The following is a 19,764-nucleotide window of genomic DNA, read 5'->3' as shown; positions in this document are numbered from 1 at the left end:
GCTCGTCAGGCTCATAACCTGAAGGTCACAGGTTCAAATCCTGTCCCCGCATCCCATACTCCCAATACCGCGATCCCATACCCAGAACGCCCGCTGTCCCCAAAGACAGCGGGCGTTTCGCTGTTTGGGGGGCGCGCCAGACAACGGCCGGCCCGAGGAATGAAGGAACGCCGCAAGGTCGCCATTAAAAGTTCGGCCAGCGCCTCCTCCCAAGCTTCGTCCGACGCAGGTAGAGCGCCGACAAGTTCAGACAAAGAACCAGAGCCACCGCCGGCGTCCCCGCCGCGGTGATCTCGCGCCAGCTCCTCCTGCCGCCACTCCATCTGCCGGAACTCGGCCATCGCAGCGCCGCGTGGCCGTCCTTGAGGAGCTCGAGGAGGTTGCGGATTTGTCGGCCCAGCTTTGCGTGCTGCTGCTGAAGTCCTGCCCGGCGAACACCGATATCTCGGTTGGCCGTGCTCACCTTGGCGACATACACGCGGGCGAATTCCTCGATGAGCTCGGAAGCCAGCAGCCGCTCCTTGAGGCCCGCCAAGACCCACTAAAGTCGCGCTGCAGGATACGCGGATTGGATCAGGTGCCGCGTTCGACGTGGTTCGCAAACCCAACCGTCTCTTACTCCCCATCACCGACATCCAGCCGTTGGACACGCCGCAGCGGGCGAAACCAGACAGCAGCCAAGTCGGCCGCCGAGCCGCGGCAAGGCGAGCCACTCGATTGATCGATGCGGGATCCATCGCATCCGCCGTGTCTTTTGAGTCGCGTAGCTGCCAGGCGGTTCTGGGCCGAGCTCCAGATCTCCGGATCAACAATAGCCAGTTGCGGCACAGTCGTGTTGATCCAGGCCTGCCGCGGATTCAGCCTCACCACGTGCTTGCCTATGCTTGGATTCTTCACGAAGTGCTGCCGATTCCAAACATGCTCGCCCATGCCTAGCGGAGCGGTGGCGAGTACATTAGGCCGCCCTGATCCCAGAGGCGGTTCAGCCCTCGCGACAAGCCGTAGGGCGCGGCATTGCGCTCCCACATCTCCCCGTAGTTGCCAACGGCCCTGATCGCTCTCGCCGCCCAAAGGCGATCAAGTCCCATGGTGGGCCCGATGTCACCCTCGCCCAGAAGGCGCCGGACGTCGGACGATGGCGCTGCGCCTGGGTTGTCGACCGTTGCGGCTGTCACGCCTTGCTGCTCCGCCCAGATCAGGGCGAACTGCGTCCAGCGGATCACGTCGAGCCACTGATCATCGCCCTTGCGGATCCAGGCCCCCAACGGCTCCATGGTGATGTTCTCGGGCAGCAGCAGGAAATCGTCCGGATTGGGTTGCGATGTGCGAAAGCCGGATAGAGCTGTCATGTCGCGGGTGTAGACATCGCAGCGCCCAGCCAGGAACGCGCGGATGATCTCGTTCGGATCGTCGATGAGGATGGGCTGGAAGGCCAGCCGGTGGGCACGGAACCATTCCTGCAGGATGACCTCGGTGGTGGATCCCGGCGGAACGCAGACGGTCGCACCGTCCAACTCGGTCAGATGAGAGATGCCGAGCGAACGCCGCACCAGGAAGCCCTGCCCACTGAAGAAGTTCGTGGCGGCGAAAATCAAGCCGAGTTGTGTCTCGCGCGTCGTGGTCCAGGTCGTGCTGCCGAACAACACATCGATGTCGCCGCCCTGGACTGCGGGGAACCGGGTCAGCCCCGTGATAGGGCGAATATTGACCTTCTCGGGATCGCCGAGCACAGCGGCTGCCAGCGCGCGGCAGGAGTCGACGTCCATTCCGCGCCAGACCCCGCGGCTGTCTGGCAGAGAGAAGGGGGGATTATTCGACTGCACGCCGCAGATCACGCTGCCGCGGGCGCGGATCGCTGCCAAAGTCGGCGACCCCTGCGCATGGGCGCCGTCGCCTGCAGGAAAGCTGATGCTCGCGAGCATGCCCAACCCCAGGACCGCTATGCAGCGCCGGCCCAATCCAGCCAAGGCCCGAAGTCTCGTGGCAACCGCTAACGGACTGGCTAAACCGGTTATCATTCATGCTCTCCCACGCGGCAGGTGGCATCACTAGGGCCACCTTAGACCTACATTGAACCGGATTGGGATTGCGGAGACCCAGACATTGCGGAACCAGGCTTGAATAGGCGACCGCTACCCATCACCACCGCCTGGAACCTGCCTGACGGGCGTCGGCTAAATCCCGCCGCTCTGCGCTCTGAAAAGACCTCACCATGGTCGCCCGATGATGCCGAAAGCAACCAGTCCGCGGTCATGCCAGTGAGATCAACTTGAAAAGCCCCCTTCAGCTTAGTCAGGCGGCTCAAGCGAAGTGTTGGTTTACTGATCACGGGGGCGGCCAGTTCCCGCTTCCTAACCGGCGTTTCTTTATTCCAAGCGAATCCCACGCGCCTGCACGAGCTCCCGGAGCTTCGAGCTTTCCTGACGCAGCATGGCTGAGAACTCGACAGGACTAAGGACGAAGGGCTGCATGTCTGGGGTGAGGCGTGGACGGAGTTCTGGACTCTGCAAGGCAGCGCCAATGCTGCGATGTAGACGCTCGACAACAGGAAGCGGCGTGCCGGCCGGCATCATAAGCCCATGGAAATAGCTGTAATCGATGGGGAAGCCCGCTTCGGCGAAAGTGGGAAGATCTGGCAGCGCGGGCAAACGTTCGGGGGTGGAGATCCCGATGATTTTCGCATTGCCCGCGCGATGCTGCTCCAGCGCATTCATCGTGGAGATGCAGACGGCGGGCAGGTTGCCGCCGATCATGTCGGTCACTGCCAGCGTCTCGCCTCGATAGCCGACATTCTCCAGCTCGATGCCGGTCAGGCCACGCAGCATCTCCATCAGGATCTGCCCTGTGCTTGCCTGACCGAGCGTGCCGTAGCTGAGCGTGCCCTGGCGCTTCACGTAGTCGACGAACTCACGGACATTGTTCACCGGAACGTTCCTGCCGACCGCCAAGACCATCGGTGCCTTGAAGGTCGGCGTGAGCGGCAGGAAATCCGTCATCCGGTAGGATAGGCTCGGGATTAGGAGCGGGTTCAGCGTCATCGCGGCGTAGAGCATGTAGCCGATCGTGTAACCATCCGGCGCCGATCGAGCGATCGCCTCGCTGGCCAGGATGCCATTCGCACCCGGCCGATTTTCCACAACGACCGGCTGGCCGAGATCGGGACGCAAGGTCTCCGCGAGGTAACGGGAGATCGTGTCGGAGATGCCGCCGGCGGCGACGGGGACGATGATGCGCAGTGGGCGCTCGGGGAAGCGGGATTGCGCGAGCGCTGGAGTGGTCAGAGTGGCGAGGCCGCCTGCCAGACTCGCGCGCCGTGATAGGATCAAGGACATGGGACTATTCCTCCGGACAATTATCGGCGCTTCCGCCGCTTGTTGGCCTGATGAAGCCCGGCACTTACTTATGCGTCAAGACTATTGCCCGAATGCGGGGGGGGGATGCCAGATGAGCGAGCAGGTGGAGATGCCCAGCCGGGTGCCCATGCGTGATGAAATCAAGCGCGTGGCCACGAGGCTGCTGATGCTGCGGGGTTATCGTGGGGTGAGCTATGGCGACATCGCGCAGGAGCTCGAGATCACCACAACGAACATCCACTACCATTTCGGACCGAAGGCGCGTCTCGTCGCGACCGTGATGCATGACTACATCGAGCAGGTCGGTGGGAGGTATCGCGGCATTTGGACCGCCGCCAACGGCCTTGCGGCGAAGGTTGAGGCCACAGTCGCGTTCAATCGTGAAGCCTTCACCCGCCTCAATCCTCAGGGAAATGAAGGCAATTCCTGGAGCCTCATCACCCGCCTGTCTGCAGAGGGCGAGGCATTGGATGACCTGATGCGTGAGCGGATCGTAGCTTTTCGCCGCGACATTCAGGCCAGCGCGATCATCGGCATGGAAAAGGCCGTAGCCGAGGGCGAGCTGCGGCCAGAGGCCCCATGCCAGCAGCTCGGTCGCCTGATGGCCAGTTGCTTCCTCTATGCCGTTCATATCTCCCGCGACAGCGGCGGATTTAGTGGACTGTCACAGCACTATGCCGCTCAGCTCGATCTGATCGAGCGCAGCTGGGGAATGGCTGCGAAGCGCAATGGGCTTGATGTCGGCGCCCCTGAAACTTATTGACTCGTAAGTTTTGAACTTATAGCCTCCGGAAAATTGGAGCGGACCAATCCGCGCTTATCCAGGGAGATTCTCGGATGGGGCATATCGCCGCCACCGGTCTGATCGACTGCGACATCCATCCTGCGGTGCCTGGCATGAAGGCACTGCTCCCCTACTTCGATGCGCATTGGCAGGAAGTGATCGACGCCCGTGGCGTGGATGGGCTCGACCTCGCTTACTATCCCCCCAACGCACCCATCAGCGCGCGGCCCGACTGGCGTGTCCCTGGCCGCAAGCCGGGCTCCACGCTCGCCGACATGCAGTCCCAGGCGCTGGATGCCTTCGGGATCAGCCATGGCGTCCTTAACTGCCTCTACGGCGGTCCGGCCATGTACAGCGCCGACCTCAGCGCCGCGATCTGTCGCGCCACCAATGCCTGGATGGCAGCCGAATGGCTCGACAAGGATGATCGGCTGCGCGCCTCCATCGTCATTCCGATCCAGAACGTCGAGCTCGCGGTGGACGAGATCGAGCGATGGGCGCCGGACCGCCGCTTCGTGCAGATCCTGGTCCTGGGCGCGCACGAGGCGCTGCTGGGGCAGCGCCACCATTGGCCCATCTTCAAGGCCGCCGAGAAGCACGGTCTGCCCATCGCCATTCATGCCGGCAGCGCCATGCGGCACGCTCCGACAGCCAATGGCTGGCCCTCCACGCTCTACGAGGAGCATTGCAGCTTCACGCTGACGTTCCAGAGCCAGCTCCTCAGCCTGATTGCCGAAGGTGTTTTCACCAAGTTCCCGGCGCTTCGGGTTGTTCTGCTGGAATCCGGTATCGCCTGGCTGCCAAGCTTCTTCTGGCGCGGGACCAAAATGTGGCGCGGCATGCGCAAGGAGATTCCCTGGGTAGATGCCTCGCCGGCGGCCATTGTACGCGATCGCGTGCGCTTCTCGCTGCAGACCTGGGACTTGCCGCAGGATCCCACACAGCTCGACCAGTTGCTGGAGCAGATTGAGGCTGACGACATCTTTCTCTTTTCCACCGACTACCCGCACTGGCGCTTCGACGGCGATGATCCCACGCGTGGTTTGCCGGCCTCTCTGCTCGCCAAGGCCCTACGGGAGACGCCTCTCGCCACCTATCCGCGCCTGAAGGAGGCTGTGTGATGAGTAGCTCGACGCTTCAAACGCCCTCGAAGTCCAAAGATGCCGCGATCAAACTTGTGGACTGCGACATCCACCCGACCGTGCGCTCCATGAAGGATCTTCACCCCTACATGTCGGCCCGCTGGCGCGAGCATTTGGACAGCTTCGGCCAACGCTTCCGCCAGGCCTTTGTCTCGTCCACCGCCTTCCCCAAGGCCACACCGCAACTCGCCCGCCGCGACGCCTGGCCCGAGGATGGCAGTCCGCCGGGTTCGGATCTCGCGATGATGCAGCGCCAGCACCTGGACGCGAACGGCATCGATCGCGGGATGCTCTTTCCGCTTTTTCCGCGTGCACTGGACGAACGGAATATCGACTGCGCCCATGCCGTCTGCCGCGCCATCAATGATTGGCAGGTGGCGGAGTGGATCGAGCCCGAGCCGCGCCTCAAGGGTACTATCACCGTCATGGCTGAGGACGCTGACGGCGCCGTCGCCGAGATCGAGCGCTGCGCGAAGATGAAGGGCTTCGCGCAGGTCGCGCTGGTGACGCGACCCATCGAGCCGCTGGGTCGCAAGCGCTACTGGCGCATCTACGAGGCCGCTGCCCATCATGGCTTCCCGCTTGGCCTGCACAATTCGGGCAATAACGGCCACGCGGTGACGGCCGGCGGCGGGCCATCCTTCTATTTCGAGGAGCACCAGGCCGTCTCCATGAGCCTGCACGCCATGGTGACCAGCTTCATCATCGAGGGCGTGACGGAGCGCCTCCCGAATCTGAAAATCGTGGTGGTCGAAGGCGGTTTCGCCTGGGCCGCGCCGCTCGGCTGGCGGATGGACGGGCTCTTCGAGCGCTTCCGCGGCGAGGTGCCGCACCTGAAGATGAAGCCGTCCGAGTATCTCCGCCGTAACTTCTGGTGGACGACTCAGCCCATGGAAGAGCCGGAGAAGCCGGAGCAGCTGCGTCAGATGCTCGACTGGATGGGCTGGGACAAGATTGTCTTCGCTTCCGACTATCCGCATTGGGATTCGGACGATCCCCGCCACGCCTTCAAGATTCGGATGAGCGAGGCCGAGAAGCGCGGTGTCTTCGCAGGTAATGCCGAGGCGATCTACGGAGAGCGGCTGGTATGAGCGCGGCGGCGAACCTGACGCGGCATGTCGTCGCCAAGGTTGGAGATATTCCCGAGAACGGCAGCAAGCTTGTGAAGGTGAAGGGGCGGCCGATCGCGCTCTTCCACGTGGATGGCGAGTACTTCGCCATCAGCAATGTCTGCCCGCACGAAGGTGGCAGTCTGTGTCATGGCAAGCTGGTAGGTCTGATCCGTTCCAAGGAACCCGGTGTCTACGAACGCTCGCGGCCCTTCGAGATGCTGCAATGCCCCTGGCATGGTTGGGAGTTCGATATCCGGACCGGACAGTCCTACTGCGACCCGGACAGCATCAAGGCGCGCTCCTATGCCGTAACGGTGAAGGACGGCGCGGAGCTGGCCGAAGGGCCCTTCGTGGCGGAAACGTTCCCGGTTTCGGTGGAAGGTCAATACGTGCTGATCGAGATGAAGTGATGGCGTGGCACGACGTGGCGCCGGAAGGCGAATTCGAGATGGACGTGCCCAAGGTGGTTCAGGTGGGAGAGGACCGCGTCGCGGTCTTCCGTCTCGCCGACGGCTTCTACGCTATCAGCGACGTTTGCACGCATGAATACGCGTTGCTCTCCGACGGCTTCTGCGAGGAGGGGAAGATCGAATGTCCCCTGCATCAGGCCTGTTTTGACATCCGTTCCGGCAAGGCACTGGACGAGCCAGCAGAGGTCGACTTGGCTATCTATCCCACGCGCATCGACGGCGGCGTGGTGCAGTTCCAGCTCTGATGCGGACCGCCATTATCGGCGCCGGTCAGGCGGGCCGCCGTACGGCGGAACTACTTCGTGGGTTGGATGCCGAGCGTGAGATCCTTCTGCTCGGCGAGGAGACGGAGCCGCCTTACGACCGACCACCGCTTTCGAAGGAGGTCCTGCTGGGTGAGGAGCGTCCGCGCGGCCTCATGCAGCGCGCTGCCGAGGTCTACGAGGCGCAGCGGATAGCGCTCCGGCTTGGAGAAAAGGTGACCAGGATCGACCTCGGTGCGGCACGCCTGGAGACGGCGGCGGGGGAGTGCATCGCCTACGATTCCTTGGTGATCGCGACTGGGGCACGGGCACGAGGCCTCCGGATTCCCGGTGCCGACGATCCGCGCGTGCTGACGCTCCGTAGCATTGCCGATGCCAGGGCGCTGCGAGCGCGGCTGCGGACGGGACTGCGGCTCGTCGTGGCTGGCGCTGGGCTCATCGGCCTTGAGGTCGCGGCGGCCGCCATCCAGCTCGGTTGTGCGGTGACTGTGCTGGAGATGGGAGAGCGCGCCATGGCGCGCTGCGTGCCGGAGGCGGTCAGCGCGCGGATCGAGGCCTGGCATCGGGCGGCCGGCGTCGTGCTCGAGTTCGGCTGTCCGCTAACCGCCATTCGGCCACAACCCGATGCAATCCATCTTGTAACCGGAAAGGGCGAGGTATCGGCCGATCTGCTTCTCGTCGCCGTCGGCGCCATACCCAACATGGAGCTTGCGCTCGATGCCGGCATTGCCGTGGACGACGGCATCCTAACGGATGCTGACGGGCGCACCTCGCACCCGCATGTCTTCGCAGCCGGAGAGGTGGCGCGGATCTGGCAAAGGGGAGCCGGCCGGCACGTCCGCTTCGAGACATGGCAGGTCGCGCAGCACCAGCCTGTAGCAGTCGCAAATGCCCTTTGCGGGGAACAGAAACCCTATGCGGAGCTGCCCTGGCACTGGACCGACCAATACGGCCGCAATGTCCAGATCCTGGGCACGCATAGCGCCGCACTCGAATGGCTGGAGCGCGAAGATGGAGGCCGGCTGATCTACTTCGGCGTCGATCCTGAGGAGCGAGTCCACAGCGCCGTGCTGATCGATAACGGGCGCGAGGCAACGCCCCTACGTCGGATTATCGCCGCGGAGAAACCGATCCAGCGCAACCGGCTGCTCGATCCCTCGGTGGCGCTTCGCCAGCTCTGCTGATCGTCCAAATCTCGGGAGGACAATGACAATGAAAACAACAAGACGCCTCATGATTGGCGGCGCGCTCTCCGCGCCCCTCGTCGCTCGCGCACAATCGCGGCTGATCGATAAGCCAATCCGCATCGTCGTCGCCTATACCGCCGGTGGTGCCGCCGATGTCTCCGCAAGAACGGTAGCACAGCGGCTGACGGAGAAGCTTGGCACTCCCGTGGTGGTGGAGAATCGGCCCGGTGGCAATACGCTCATCGCCACGCAGTCGGTGCAGCGCGCGCCGGCGGACGGCACCAGCTATCTCGTCGTCTCGCTCAACTTCGCGCTCAACCCGGCGCTGATCGCGAATTTGCCCTATGAGCCCTTTGGTGACTTCATGGCGGTCGGTCTGATCTCCTCGGCACCGAACATCCTGGTGGTGCACCCGTTTTTTCCTGCGCGGAATGTTCAGGAATTTGTGGCGGAGCTGCGCCGGCGCCCAGGCGAAGTCGCCGTGGCCCATACAGGCGTCGGCACCATCACACATCTTGCTGGTGAGTTGCTTTATGAGATGACAGGCACACGCGTGAACCCGATCGCCTATGGCGGCAGTGCGCCGGCGCATAGTGATCTGCTTTCGGGACGCGTTTCGGCCATGTTCGACAGTAGCAGCCTTCAGCACATCGCGGACGGCCGCCTGCGCGCGATAGGCATCACCGGCGCACAGCGGCTTTCCATTCTGCCCGACGTGCCGACCATCGCGGAGCAGGGCTTTGCAAACTACGAGGCCAGTTCCTGGTACGGCCTCGTCGCGCGTCATGGCACTTCGCCGGAGATTGTGCGGCAAATCTCGGCCGAGGTGCAGGAGATTATGCGTCTGCCGGATGTGCGCGGGCAGTTGGCCCAGCGCGCGTTTGTTCCGGGAGACATGACGCCGGAGCAGTTCGACGTGTTCATGCGGCACGAAGCGGGCCGATGGACTGATCTTGTACGGAAGCGGAATATACGGGCGGACGTTTAAGGGGGCGAGCGGTAGAAGGCCGGGCTCAGCTTTGCTGGCGCGCTCATGGCCGGCTGGGTGATCATCAGCCAATTCATTTGGCCGCTGTTCATGACTGCTTACGTGCGTGGGATGCCTGAAACCGATACTTCCGCCTCAGGCCGGAGGGGTGTCCTTCCGCTCCACGCCGCTCTCGGACAGTTGGCTCGCTGGAGCGAAAGCTGGCCGGAGGGTGTCGGAGCGGCTCCCCGACCAGGCACTTCGAAGCAGAGCTCGGGATGAGCCTGCGATCTTGGCGACGTTACCTCCAGGTGTTCAAAGCGGCGAGTTGCTCGGCAGCGGCCCGACGTGGCACAAATAGCGATAAAGCTCGTTACGGCTCGACCTCCGCGTTTGTCTACGCTTTTCGGACAAACGTGGGGCGCAGTCCGCAAGCTGATATCAGGAGCATCGGCTCTAGTTTTCGTTCCGGATGGCTCAACATTGGCCCGCTTTTAACCAATACCTGCGCGGTGGTTAGTGCGATCCGGGCCGGCTATACCGCGCGCTTCGATCTGGACTGGATCGTCCCCTCCGGCATCGACAACGGCAATGCGCTCCTGGTCACCGCGGCCACGGCACAGCGGCTCAACCTTGCCACGCTGTCGGATCTCGCCCGGGAGGCGCCGCGGCTTCCCCCCCCCGCGGCCGGGAGTGAATTTGCCGACCGGGCGGACGTGTCGCCAAGGCGGTGCTCGTCAGCGCGGTGCCGCCGCTGATGCTCAAGACCGAGGACAATCCGGACGGCCTGCCGATCGAGGTGTTCGATGGCTTTCGCAAGGGCGTCGCCGACAACCGCCCGCAACTCTATCTCGACGTGCCGACAGGGCCTTTCTACGGCTTCAATCGCTAGGGCGCCACGGTCTACCAGGGGGTGATCCAGAACTGGTGGCGTCAGGGCATGATGGGCAACGCCAAGGCGCATTACGACGGTATCACGGCCTTCTCGGAGACGGACCAGATCGACCAGACCGACCAGACCGCTGACCTGCGTGCGATTACCGTTCCCACGCTGGTGATGCATGGCGACGACGACCAGATCGTGCCGATCGCCAATTCCGCGCTGAAGTCCGTCCGGCTTCCGCGGAACGGCACGCTCAGGGTTTATCAGGGCTACCCCCACGGGACACGCATGCCTACGTGATTAACCCCGACCTGCTGACCTTCGTCACCGGTTGATCGTCAAGACTCCTCGGATGGGAGATACGGCCTATCATGACGCGCACATCGTCGACCGAGCACCACGATAATGCCCGCATTCAATCCCCGGGGGAGCGGATGGAATTGGAGGCGCGTTATTCCGCGCCTCCCGGGTGGCGGCATCGCGTGTACCCACCGCTTCAGCCATCGATGCGAGCGTCCTAGCCCCCAAGGTTTCGGGTGTACGGATCTTCGAAGGCGGGATTTGAACCGGCGCTGAGGTCGAATCATAGATTCGATCGCCCAGTCGAATTCGTTCACGCACTGACCTCAGCGCTCATCATAATCAGCGGTCGCATTTGCGGCTCCAACGAACCGTCCAAAATACGGAACATCGTTCACAAGCCGCCCTGGCATGCTCCCCGACGCGCGCCGTCAGCTGTAGGTTCCGGCCGCCATGATCCATTTGTCGCGCCTCCTTATCCTTCTGGCCTGCCTTGCCGCACCGGCTGCCCGGGCACAGCTGCCGCCACCGCCGGTATCCGCCGCGGCCTGGCTGGTCTTCGACCGCGGGGCCGAGGCTGTCCTGGCCTCCTCCAATGCGGAGCTGCGCCGGGAGCCTGCCTCGCTGACCAAGATGATGACCGCCTATCTGGTCTTCGAGGCGGTGCGCGACGGGCGGCTCGGCTGGCAGCAGATGGTCGCGGCGCCGGAGGCCGTGCGAATGGTCGGCAACGAGGAATCGCGCATGTATCTGCGGCCCGGCGATCGCACCCCTGTCCGCGTGCTGGTCGAAGCGCTGCTCATCGTCTCCGCCAACGATGCGGCGGTCACCTTGGCCAGCGCCGTCGATGGCGATGAGGCCGCCTTCGTCGCGCGCATGAATGCGGCCGCCGCGCGCCTCGGCATGGCGGGGACGCATTTCAACAATCCCTCCGGCATTCCCGGCCCCACGCATTACACCACGGTCGGGGATCTGCTGCGGCTGACGCTCGCCTTCGACCGGGACTTCCCCCAGGTCTTCGACATCACCCGGGCGCCAGCCTTCTCCTTCCGCCGCTTCCAGCGGGATGCGACGAATCCGCTGCTGACGCGTGATGCGGCGGTGGATGGGCTGAAGACCGGCCATACGGAAGCCGCGGGCTACAACATCGTCATTTCCGCGCGTCATCGCCGGCAGGGCAGTGCGGGGCAGCCGCGCGACCTCATCGCCATCGTGCTCGGCGCCCCTTCGAAGGCGGCGCGGAGCCGGGGCGTGGAGGCGCTGCTCGACCATGCCGGCAGCGCCTTCCATCTGAGCGAGGTGTTGACCGCGGGCCAGCCCCTGCAGCGGTTGCGCGTGCATGGCTCGAACGAAGGGGAGGTGGCGCTCGGCGCGGAGCGGACGCAGCGGCTGGCGCTGCCGCGCGGGACCGAGGCAGAACTCCGCGTCACGCTGGACGAGCCGGCCCCCTTCGCGCCGCTGGCCCGTGGCACGGTGCTGGGCCAGATCGAGGCGGTTCAGGCCGGGCAGGTGCTGGCGCGCGTGCCGCTCATCGCGCTGCAGGATGCCTCGCCGGCGGCCTGGCCGCTGCGGGTCTTCGACTGGCTGGCGCTGCATGTGGGGAACTTGCTGGGCCGGCTCTTCCATGGAACCGCCCAGGCGTAACCGCATCCCGGTTGATCGACGCCGCCATCGAGGCGCGCGAGCAAATGAACGGCTGTGACAGGAGAGGGCGGTCGTCCCCTGTGTCAGCCGTTCAGAGCAAGCAAATGCCCGGGGGCTAGAAGCCCGACGCCACTTCCTTGCTGTTGCTGCGGCGGAGATTCTGCAGCCGGGAGAGTGCGAAGAGCGGGAAGAAAAGCCGGTATCCGTGATACTTGAGGTAGAACACTCGGGGGAAGCCGACGGCGTTGAAGCTGCGCTCCTCCCATTCTCCCTCCTTCTGATTTTCCTTCAGGTAGCGCGCGGCACGTTCGACCGCGGGATGCCCGGCATGCCCGACCGCCATGAGCGCCAGCATGGCCCAGGCCGTCTGCGACGGAAGGCTCTCCTTGTTCTCGACATAGCCGTTCTGGTCGTAGCTGCGCTCGTCCTCGCCCCAGCCGCCATCGGCGCGCTGGATGGAGAGCAGCCAGTCGGCCGCGCGCGCGATCGTCGGGTCAGTGTGATCGAGCCCCGCGGCGTTGAGCGCGCAGAGCACCGACCAGGTGCCGTAGATGTAGTTGGTGCCCCAGCGCCCGAACCAGCTGCCATCCGGCTTCTGGTCGCCGCGCAGATAGGCGATGCCCCGCTCGATGACATGCCGGTCGTCGGCATGGCCGAGCTGGGAAAGGAAGGAGATGCAGCGGGCGGTCACATCCGCCGTCGGCGGGTCGAGCAGCGCGCCGTGATCAGCGAAGGGGATGTTGTTCAGGTATTCCCGGTCGTTATCCGCATCGAAGGCGCCCCAGCCGCCATTCCTGCTCTGCATCCCGATGATCCAGCGCCGGGCCCGCTCGATCGCCGTCGTGTATTTCGGGTTGCCGTTCCTGTGCAGCAGCATGCCGACGACGGCGGTGTCGTCGACATCCGGATAATGGTCGTTGCGATATTGGAAGGCCCAGCCGCCCGGCACCGCATCGGGCCGGATCTCGGCCCAGTCGCCACGGACGTCGGTGATCTGGCGGGCGAGGAGCCAGTCGCAGGCCGCGTCCACCTTGGCGGACACGCCCGGGTCGCCATTGCTCGCGGCCTCGATCATCGCATGGCCGGAAAGGCAGGTGTCCCATACCGGCGAGACGCAGGGCTGGCAGTAGACCTCGCCCTCCTTCTCGACGATCAGCAGGTCGATCGCCTCCCAGATGACCGCCATGTTCGGATGCCCCTGCGCGGGGGACATGGCGTCGTACATCATCAGCGAGTAGGCCATGGCGGGGTAGATGGCGCCCAGGCCGTCCTCGCCGTTCAGCCGTTCCTCCACGAAGGTGGCGGCCTTGCGGATGGCCGAATCCCGGGCAACGACCGACAGCACGGGCTCGGCCAGTTTCAGCGCGCCGTCGATGAGCTTGAAGACATGGCCCCAGCGGGAGCGGTAGGGGCCGCGGATCCAGTCGCGGATCTCCTCGGGCGGCGTCTTGAAGATCTCCCGCAGCTCGATCTTCTGGGGGAAATGCCCCGACGGCCGCAGCGCCTGGATCACCAGCAGCGGCGTCACGCAGGTGCGCGCCCAGTAGGACATCGCCCAGATGTTGAAGAAGAACCACTTCGGCAGGTGCATGATCTGCACGGGCATCGAGGGCACGCCCCGCCAGGGGATGGCCCCCATCAGGGCCAGCTGGATGCGGGTGAAGACGTTGGCGCGCTCGGCGCCGCCATGGTCCAGGATGGCCTGGCGGGCCCGCTCCATATACGGGGCCGCGGGATCGTGCCCGATCGCCTTCAGCGCGGCATAGGCCTTCACGCTGGCGGAGAGGTTGAACTCGCCATCGGTGAACATCGGCCAGCCGCCGTGATCGCCCTGGATGCGAAGCAGGTATTCCCCGATCTTGCGCTGCCTCTCGGGGGAGACGCGGTCCATGTAGTGCTCGAGGAACACGTATTCGGCCGGGATCGTCGCATCGGCCTCCAGCTCGAACACCCAATGGCCATCCGCGTTCTGGCGGCGCGACAGCGTATCGGAAGCTGCCGAAATCGCTTCCGAAAGCTCCTGGGGTGATAGATTCGCGTTCATGAAGATGTCTCTGTTCCGAACAACCCCGCAATCGGCTCAGGCCCGAACGCGGCTCTTTGACCAACAACCGTCTGGACGGTAGGTAGTACACATGGGTTTATCTCCCGAGCAAGTCAAACGGGCCGCCAGGCTGCGGGAGAAGCTCCTCGCGAGCGCGGCCGCCCTGCTGGTCAGGATGGGGGTCCACGGCCTGACGCTGGACGCCGTCGCCCGCGACGCGGCGGTCAGCAAGGGCGGGCTGCTGCATCACTTCGCGTCGAAGAGCGACCTGTTGCAGGCCCTGATGGACGACATCTATTCGAGGTATCTGGGGCGAATCGACGAGCTGAGCGCCCTCGATCCCGAGAGCCACGGGCGCTACACGCGGGCCTATATCAGGGCGGCCCTGTCGACCGATGTCGGGCATGGGCAGGCCGCGCTCATCATGGCGCTGCTCCTCGACCCCACGCTGCGGTCCGGCTGGCTGCGGAAGGCCGGCTCGCTGCTGCAGAAGGACATCACGGAAGGCGATCCCGGCCTCGCCCAGATCCTGCGGCTGGCCGCGGACGGGCTGTGGCTGTCGGAGGCCTTCTCGATCCATGAGCTCTCCGCGGCCGAGCGCGAGGCGCTGGAGGCGCGCCTCATCGGCCTGACCTACCCCATGCCCGGGCGCGCGCTTACGGGCGGCTGAGCGCTGCTCCGGCCGGGGCTGCGCTGCCATCCGAGGCATCTCGCGGAGCCGTCAGACCGCGCCCCGGAGCAAGGCGCGGAGATCGGCCGTCAGCCCGCGCGTCTCTTCCTCCGTCGGGTCGATGCAGCCGAAGGCGCGCAGCATGAAGGCGCCCTCCGTCGCCAAGAAGGCGAGGCGCGCGCGGCGGCCTTCCTGAGAGTCGGGGGCCAGCGCGGCGAGGCGCGTCGTGTACCATTCCCGGAGCCCGGCGATGTGACCGCGGAACTCGATAAGGGCCGCCATCAGCGCCGCCGCGCGGGCCTTGTCGGCCTGGTCCAGGTCCAGCGACATCTCGATATGGGCCTCGACCGCCTGGATCGGCGTCGGCTTCTCGCCGACCAGGCGATCGAACTGGTCCTCGTATTCCTGGCCCCATCGGTCGCAGAGCATCCGCACCAGGTCGTTCTTGGTGCCGAAGCGCGACTGAACGCCCCCCTTCGAGATGCCGGCCGCCTTGGCCACGGCGTCGATCGTCAGGCCCCCGGTACCCTCCCTCAGCAGGATTCCCTCGGCGAGGTCGAGCACCTTGTCGCGGTCGATCGTTGGCGTGCGTCCCATCCCGTCGGCCTTGACCTCATAAAAATACATACGTATGGATTTTTATAGCAGGCCCGCCACGCTCGGCAAGCGTCCCGGGGCCCCATGATGAATTTTCGGTGATCGACATGCAGCGCCGTCGCGCAATGTGCCTCTTCCTCCTGCTCGCGGCCTGCAAGGAGGAGCCCCAGGCGGCCCCTCCGCCGCCGAGCCGGGTCACGGCGATCGAGGCCCGGTATTCCGAGGTGCCGCTGGCGTTCGACTATGGCGGGCGCGTCAACGCCGTGCGCCAGACCGAGGTGCGCGCCCGCGTGGGCGGCATCATGCTCGAGCGCGCCTATGTCGAAGGCCAGCATGTCGAGCAGGGGGACGTGCTCTTCCGGATCGACCCGGCGACCTATCAGGCGGCGGTCGATCTCGCCGCCGCCCAGGTGCAGGAGGCGGAGGCCGCCGTCCAGCGCGCCCGCCGGGACCACCAGCGTGCGGTCGCGCTGCTGCGCGCCGATGCCGGCACCCTGCGCTCGCGCGACGATGCCATTTCCGCGCTGGCCCAGTCCGAGGCGGTGCTGACCGCCTCCCGGGCGAGGCTGGCGCGCGCGGAACTGGACCTCGGCTACACGACGGTGACGGCCCCGATCTCGGGCGTGACCAGCCTGCAGGCGGTGCCGGAGGGCAGCCTCATCGGCACCTCGGAAGGCGATTCGCTGCTGACGCGCATCACGCAGCTGGACCCGGTCTACGTCACCTTCGCCTTCAACGCGCCCGACCTTGCCGCGCTGGTGGCCGAGGGCTCGCGCGACCTCGCGGTGCAGGTCCTCCTCGAGGGGAGGGAGGGGCCGCAGGGCCGGCTCACTTTCACCGAGGGCACGATCGACCCGGTGACCGGCACGGTGCGCGGCCGCGCGACCTTCGACAATGCGGAGCGCCGCCTCACCCCCGGCCAGTTCGTGCGGGTGCGGGTGCTCGGCCCGGTACAGCAGGTGATCCGCGTCCCGCAGGGCGCGGTGCAGCAGGACGTGCAGGGACCCTTCGTCTTCGTGATCGGTCCGGGCGACAAGGCGGAACGGCGGGCCGTCACCCTCGGCCGCCTGGCAGGCGAGGACTGGATCATCGACGCCGGCCTGCGCCCCGGCGATCGCGTCGTCACCGAAGGCCTGGTCACCCTCGTCGAGGGCGTGGCCGTGGATGCCACGCCATGAGCGCGCGCTTCTTCATCGAGCGGCCTGTCCTCGCCGGCGTGCTGTCCATCGTGATCGTCCTGGCCGGGCTGATCGCGATGCGCGCCCTGCCGATCGCGCAATACCCCCAGATCGTGCCGCCGCAGGTGCAGGTGATGACCACCTATTCCGGCGCGGACACCGACACGGTGGCACAGACCGTCGCCGCGCCGCTGGAACGCGCGATCAACGGCGTCGAGGGCCTGATCTACATGCAGTCGGTGAATTCCGACGGCGCCATGACGCTCAACGTCAGCTTCGAGATCGGCACGGACCCCGACCAGGCGACGATCAACGTCAGCAACCGTGTGCAGAGCGTGCTGGCCCTGCTGCCGGCGGAGGTGCAGCGCGTCGGCGTCACGGTGGTGAAGCAGTCCACGGCCTTCCTCGCCGTGATCTCGCTGACGGCGACGGACGAACGCTTCGACGAGATCTTCCTCAACAACTACGCGCTGCGGAACGTGATCGACGAGGTGAAGCGCATCCCCGGCGTCGGCAATGCCGCGCTGTTCAGCCAGGGCGAGTACGGCATGCGCATCTGGCTGCAGCCGGAGAAGCTCGCGCAGTTCTCCCTCACCGCCTCCGACGTGCTGGCGGCGGTGCGCGAGCAGAACCAGCAATTCGCTGCCGGGCAGATCAATGCCCCGCCCAATGCCGGCGGCGCCTATACCTATGCGATGACGGCCCAGGGCCGGCTGCCGGACGCCCGGGCCTTCGGGGAGATCATCCTGCAGGCGCGGGAGGACGGCTCCACCCTCCGCCTGCGCGACGTGGCGCGGATCGAGCTCGGCGCGCAGCAATACGGCCTCATCGGCACGCTCGATGGCCGGCCCAGCGCGGCCATCGGCGTCTATCTGCAACCGGGTGCGAATGCGCTGGCGACCATGGCCGCCGTGAAGGTGCGGATGGCGGAGCTGGCGACCGCCATGCCGGCCGGCATGGCTCATTCCTTCTCCTACGACACCACGACCTTCGTGCAGACCTCGATCCGGCAGGTGATCACGACCTTCCTGGAGGCGGTCGCGCTCGTCGTCGTCGTGGTCTTCCTGTTCCTGCAGAGCTGGCGGGCGACGATCATCCCGCTCATCGCCATCCCGGTCTCCATCATCGGCACCTTCGCGGGGATGTACGTGCTCGGCTTCAGCATCAACATGCTGACGCTCTTCGGGCTGATCCTCGCCATCGGCATCGTGGTGGATGACGCCATCGTGGTCGTCGAGAACGTCGAGCGCCTCATGGCGGAGGAGGGGCTTGCGCCCAAGGCGGCCGCAATCCGGGCGATGGAGGAGGTGACCGGCCCGGTCATCGCCATCGTCCTGGTGCTCTGCGCGGTCTTCGTCCCGGTGGGCTTCCTCGGCGGGCTCAGCGGCGAGCTCTACAAGCAGTTCGCTATCACCGTCTCCGTCTCGGTGGCGCTTTCGGGCATCGTGGCGCTGACGCTGACGCCGGCGCTCTGCGCCGTGCTGCTGAAGCCCGGCCATGGGCGCCCGCTGCTTCCCTTCCGCCTCTTCAACCGCGCCTTCGACGCGCTGACGCGCCGTTACACCTCGGGCGTGCGGTTCTTCCTGCGGCGCGGCGTGCTGGGCTTCCTGTGCTTCGCGATCATCTGCGCGCTGATGGTGATGCTATTCCGCGCGGTGCCGGGCGGCCTGGTTCCGGACGAGGACCAGGGATACATCGTCGTGACCTGGAACATGCCCCCGGCGACGGCCGTCGACCGCACGGCGGAGGCCGGCCAGCGGATCGACGAGATCCTTCGCGCCGATCCCAGCGTGCGGTCCGTGCTGAGCTTGGCCGGCTACAACCTGCTCAGCAGCGCCACCGTGAGCAGCGCGGGCGTGGCCTTCATCGAGCTGCGCGACTGGTCCGAGCGCCGCGCGCCCGAGCAGGATGCGCGCGCCCTGGCGGGCAGCATCACCGGCGCCCTGGCGCAGGTCCGCAGCGCCTTTGCGCTCGCCTTCAATCCGCCCGCCATCGACGGCCTCGGCGCGGTGGGAGGTTTCGAGGTGAAGGTGCTGGACCGCGGCGGCGCCGGCCGCGAGGCCCTGGCCGCGGCGGTGCAGAACCTGCTGCAGGCGGCGGGCCGCCGGCCTGAACTCGCGGGCCTCAGCACCACCTTGCAGAGCAATGTGCCCCGCTACCGCCTCGACATCGACCGGGACGCCGCGAAGGCGCGGGGCGTCACGCTGGCCGCGCTGTTCGAGACGGTGCAGAGCACCTTCGGCAGCCTCTACATCAACGACTTCTCGCTGATGGGGCGGAACTACCGGGTCTACCTCCAGTCCGAGGCCGATTACCGCCGCGAGCCGGAGGATCTGAGCCGGGTCTTCGTGCGGGCCTCGAGCGGCGACCTCGTCCCGGCCAGCGCGATCCTGCGGCTGACGCGCGTGGTCGGCAGCGACATGGCCGAGCGGTTCAACGTCTATCCGGCGGCGACGATCAACGGCGCGGCGGCGCCGGGCTACTCCTCCGGCGAGGCGCTTCGCGCGATGCAGGAGGCAGCGGCCGCGAGCCTGCCGCCGGGCTTCGGCATCGCCTGGACGGGCGCGGCCTATCAGGAGCTGGCAGGCGGAAATGCGGGCACGCTGGCGCTCGGCTTCGGCATCCTGATGGTCTACCTGATCCTGGCCGCGCAATACGGCCGGTGGATGCTGCCGATCGCGGTGATGCTCGCCGTGCCCTTCGGGCTGTTCGGCGCGCTGCTGGCCGTCTGGCTGCGCGGCCTGACCAACGACATCTACTTCCAGGTCGGGCTGATCACGCTGGTCGGGCTGGCGGCGAAGAACGCCATCCTCATCGTCGAATTCGCGGTGCTGGAGCGCCGGAGCGGCAAGAGCGCGACGGAAGCCGCGCTGGAGGCGGCGCGGCTGCGCTTCCGCCCGATCGTGATGACATCGCTCGCCTTCATCCTGGGCTGCGTGCCGCTGGCCATCAGCACCGGCGCGGGCTCGGGGAGCCGGGTCGCCATCGGCACTGCCGTGGTCGGCGGCATGCTGGCGGCGACCTTCCTGGCCGTCTTCCTGATCCCGCTCTTCTACAAGTGGTTCGGGTCGGGCGAGGCGGTGCCGCAGGCGGCCCCGCCCGCTGCATCGGAAGCTGCGCTGCCCGGGGACGGGAAGGGGGCCTGACCCGGTATCCGACAGGGCGTGGAT

General features: G+C 66.0%; 19 protein-coding genes. 14 read left to right on the top strand and 5 right to left on the bottom strand.

The genetic code is table 11. From position 1 onward, the window contains the following. Positions 1-184 precede the first annotated feature (184 nt). The 3 genes from KHU32_RS22110 to KHU32_RS22100 all read right to left on the bottom strand — a co-directional run bounded on the left by KHU32_RS22110 (position 185) and on the right by KHU32_RS22100 (position 3,332). Positions 185-535, bottom strand: a complete 351-nt coding sequence (locus KHU32_RS22110) for a hypothetical protein (RefSeq protein WP_213672342.1) — start codon at positions 533-535, stop codon at positions 185-187. Between the two features lie 397 nt (positions 536-932). Beyond that, positions 933-1,922, bottom strand: a complete 990-nt coding sequence (locus KHU32_RS22105; protein ID WP_213672341.1) for an amino acid ABC transporter substrate-binding protein — start codon at positions 1,920-1,922, stop codon at positions 933-935. A gap of 444 nt (positions 1,923-2,366) precedes the next feature. After that, a complete protein-coding gene (locus tag KHU32_RS22100; RefSeq protein WP_213672340.1) occupies positions 2,367-3,332 on the bottom strand; it encodes a Bug family tripartite tricarboxylate transporter substrate binding protein in 966 nt (321 codons plus the stop codon). Between the two features lie 112 nt (positions 3,333-3,444). Here KHU32_RS22100 and KHU32_RS22095 point away from each other — a divergent pair, with 112 nt between their 5' ends. From KHU32_RS22095 to KHU32_RS22050, 11 genes are all read left to right on the top strand, one after another. Beyond that, on the top strand, positions 3,445-4,116 hold the full coding sequence (locus tag KHU32_RS22095) for a TetR/AcrR family transcriptional regulator (RefSeq protein WP_213672339.1): 672 nt from the start codon (positions 3,445-3,447) through the stop codon (positions 4,114-4,116). 74 nt (positions 4,117-4,190) lie between these two features. Further along, the gene (locus KHU32_RS22090) at positions 4,191-5,258 is read left to right on the top strand and encodes an amidohydrolase family protein (protein WP_213672338.1); all 1,068 of its coding nucleotides are present in this window, start codon (positions 4,191-4,193) and stop codon (positions 5,256-5,258) included. After that, a complete protein-coding gene (locus KHU32_RS22085; RefSeq protein ID WP_213672337.1) occupies positions 5,258-6,370 on the top strand; it encodes an amidohydrolase family protein in 1,113 nt (370 codons plus the stop codon). Before KHU32_RS22090 ends, KHU32_RS22085 begins: the two co-directional genes overlap by 1 nt. Beyond that, positions 6,367-6,801, top strand: coding sequence for a Rieske (2Fe-2S) protein (locus KHU32_RS22080; protein WP_249681498.1), 435 nt, complete (start codon positions 6,367-6,369; stop codon positions 6,799-6,801). Before KHU32_RS22085 ends, KHU32_RS22080 begins: the two co-directional genes overlap by 4 nt. Further along, positions 6,801-7,106, top strand: a complete 306-nt coding sequence (locus KHU32_RS22075; RefSeq protein WP_213672336.1) for a non-heme iron oxygenase ferredoxin subunit — start codon at positions 6,801-6,803, stop codon at positions 7,104-7,106. Before KHU32_RS22080 ends, KHU32_RS22075 begins: the two co-directional genes overlap by 1 nt. Then, entirely contained in the window at positions 7,106-8,308 is a 1,203-nt protein-coding gene (locus KHU32_RS22070; RefSeq protein WP_213672335.1) for an NAD(P)/FAD-dependent oxidoreductase, read from the top strand. The genes KHU32_RS22075 and KHU32_RS22070 overlap by 1 nt, the downstream gene beginning before the upstream one ends. 28 nt (positions 8,309-8,336) lie before the next feature. Then, complete coding sequence (locus tag KHU32_RS22065; protein ID WP_213672334.1) at positions 8,337-9,299, top strand: Bug family tripartite tricarboxylate transporter substrate binding protein; 963 nt, start codon at positions 8,337-8,339, stop codon at positions 9,297-9,299. 257 nt (positions 9,300-9,556) lie between these two features. Beyond that, complete coding sequence (locus tag KHU32_RS22060) at positions 9,557-10,036, top strand: glycine betaine ABC transporter substrate-binding protein (protein ID WP_213672333.1); 480 nt, start codon at positions 9,557-9,559, stop codon at positions 10,034-10,036. Next, a complete protein-coding gene (locus KHU32_RS23595) occupies positions 10,036-10,170 on the top strand; it encodes a hypothetical protein (RefSeq protein WP_456315955.1) in 135 nt (44 codons plus the stop codon). The genes KHU32_RS22060 and KHU32_RS23595 overlap by 1 nt, the downstream gene beginning before the upstream one ends. Positions 10,171-10,191: 21 nt before the next feature. Beyond that, the gene (locus tag KHU32_RS23590) at positions 10,192-10,461 is read left to right on the top strand and encodes a serine aminopeptidase domain-containing protein (protein WP_456315954.1); all 270 of its coding nucleotides are present in this window, start codon (positions 10,192-10,194) and stop codon (positions 10,459-10,461) included. A gap of 462 nt (positions 10,462-10,923) precedes the next feature. Further along, positions 10,924-12,105 (top strand): D-alanyl-D-alanine carboxypeptidase family protein, encoded by a 1,182-nt coding sequence (locus KHU32_RS22050; protein WP_213672332.1) that lies wholly within the window; start codon positions 10,924-10,926, stop codon positions 12,103-12,105. 115 nt (positions 12,106-12,220) lie between these two features. On the opposite strand, the gene shc is transcribed toward KHU32_RS22050, so the two are convergent. Then, positions 12,221-14,149, bottom strand: coding sequence for a squalene--hopene cyclase (shc, locus tag KHU32_RS22045; RefSeq protein ID WP_213672331.1), 1,929 nt, complete (start codon positions 14,147-14,149; stop codon positions 12,221-12,223). Between the two features lie 91 nt (positions 14,150-14,240). Between shc and KHU32_RS22040 the strand changes: the two genes are divergently transcribed. Next, positions 14,241-14,819 carry a TetR/AcrR family transcriptional regulator gene (locus KHU32_RS22040; protein ID WP_213672330.1) on the top strand — a complete coding sequence of 193 codons (579 nt, stop codon included), beginning with the start codon at positions 14,241-14,243 and terminating at the stop codon, positions 14,817-14,819. A gap of 51 nt (positions 14,820-14,870) precedes the next feature. On the opposite strand, the gene KHU32_RS22035 is transcribed toward KHU32_RS22040, so the two are convergent. After that, complete coding sequence (locus KHU32_RS22035; protein ID WP_213672329.1) at positions 14,871-15,416, bottom strand: TetR/AcrR family transcriptional regulator; 546 nt, start codon at positions 15,414-15,416, stop codon at positions 14,871-14,873. Positions 15,417-15,523: 107 nt separating this feature from the next. On the opposite strand from KHU32_RS22035, the gene KHU32_RS22030 reads away from it, so the two are divergent. Together KHU32_RS22030 and KHU32_RS22025 are read left to right on the top strand one after the other, a co-directional pair. Next, entirely contained in the window at positions 15,524-16,594 is a 1,071-nt protein-coding gene (locus KHU32_RS22030; RefSeq protein WP_213672359.1) for an efflux RND transporter periplasmic adaptor subunit, read from the top strand. Next, positions 16,591-19,740 carry an efflux RND transporter permease subunit gene (locus KHU32_RS22025; protein WP_213672328.1) on the top strand — a complete coding sequence of 1,050 codons (3,150 nt, stop codon included), beginning with the start codon at positions 16,591-16,593 and terminating at the stop codon, positions 19,738-19,740. Before KHU32_RS22030 ends, KHU32_RS22025 begins: the two co-directional genes overlap by 4 nt. Positions 19,741-19,764 lie beyond the last annotated feature (24 nt).

The organism is Roseococcus pinisoli (assembly GCF_018413645.1).
GTDB classification, from domain to species: domain Bacteria; phylum Pseudomonadota; class Alphaproteobacteria; order Acetobacterales; family Acetobacteraceae; genus Roseococcus; species Roseococcus pinisoli.
The sequence above is the reverse complement of the archived record's forward strand: the minus strand, read 5'-3'. Positions and strand labels throughout refer to the sequence as shown.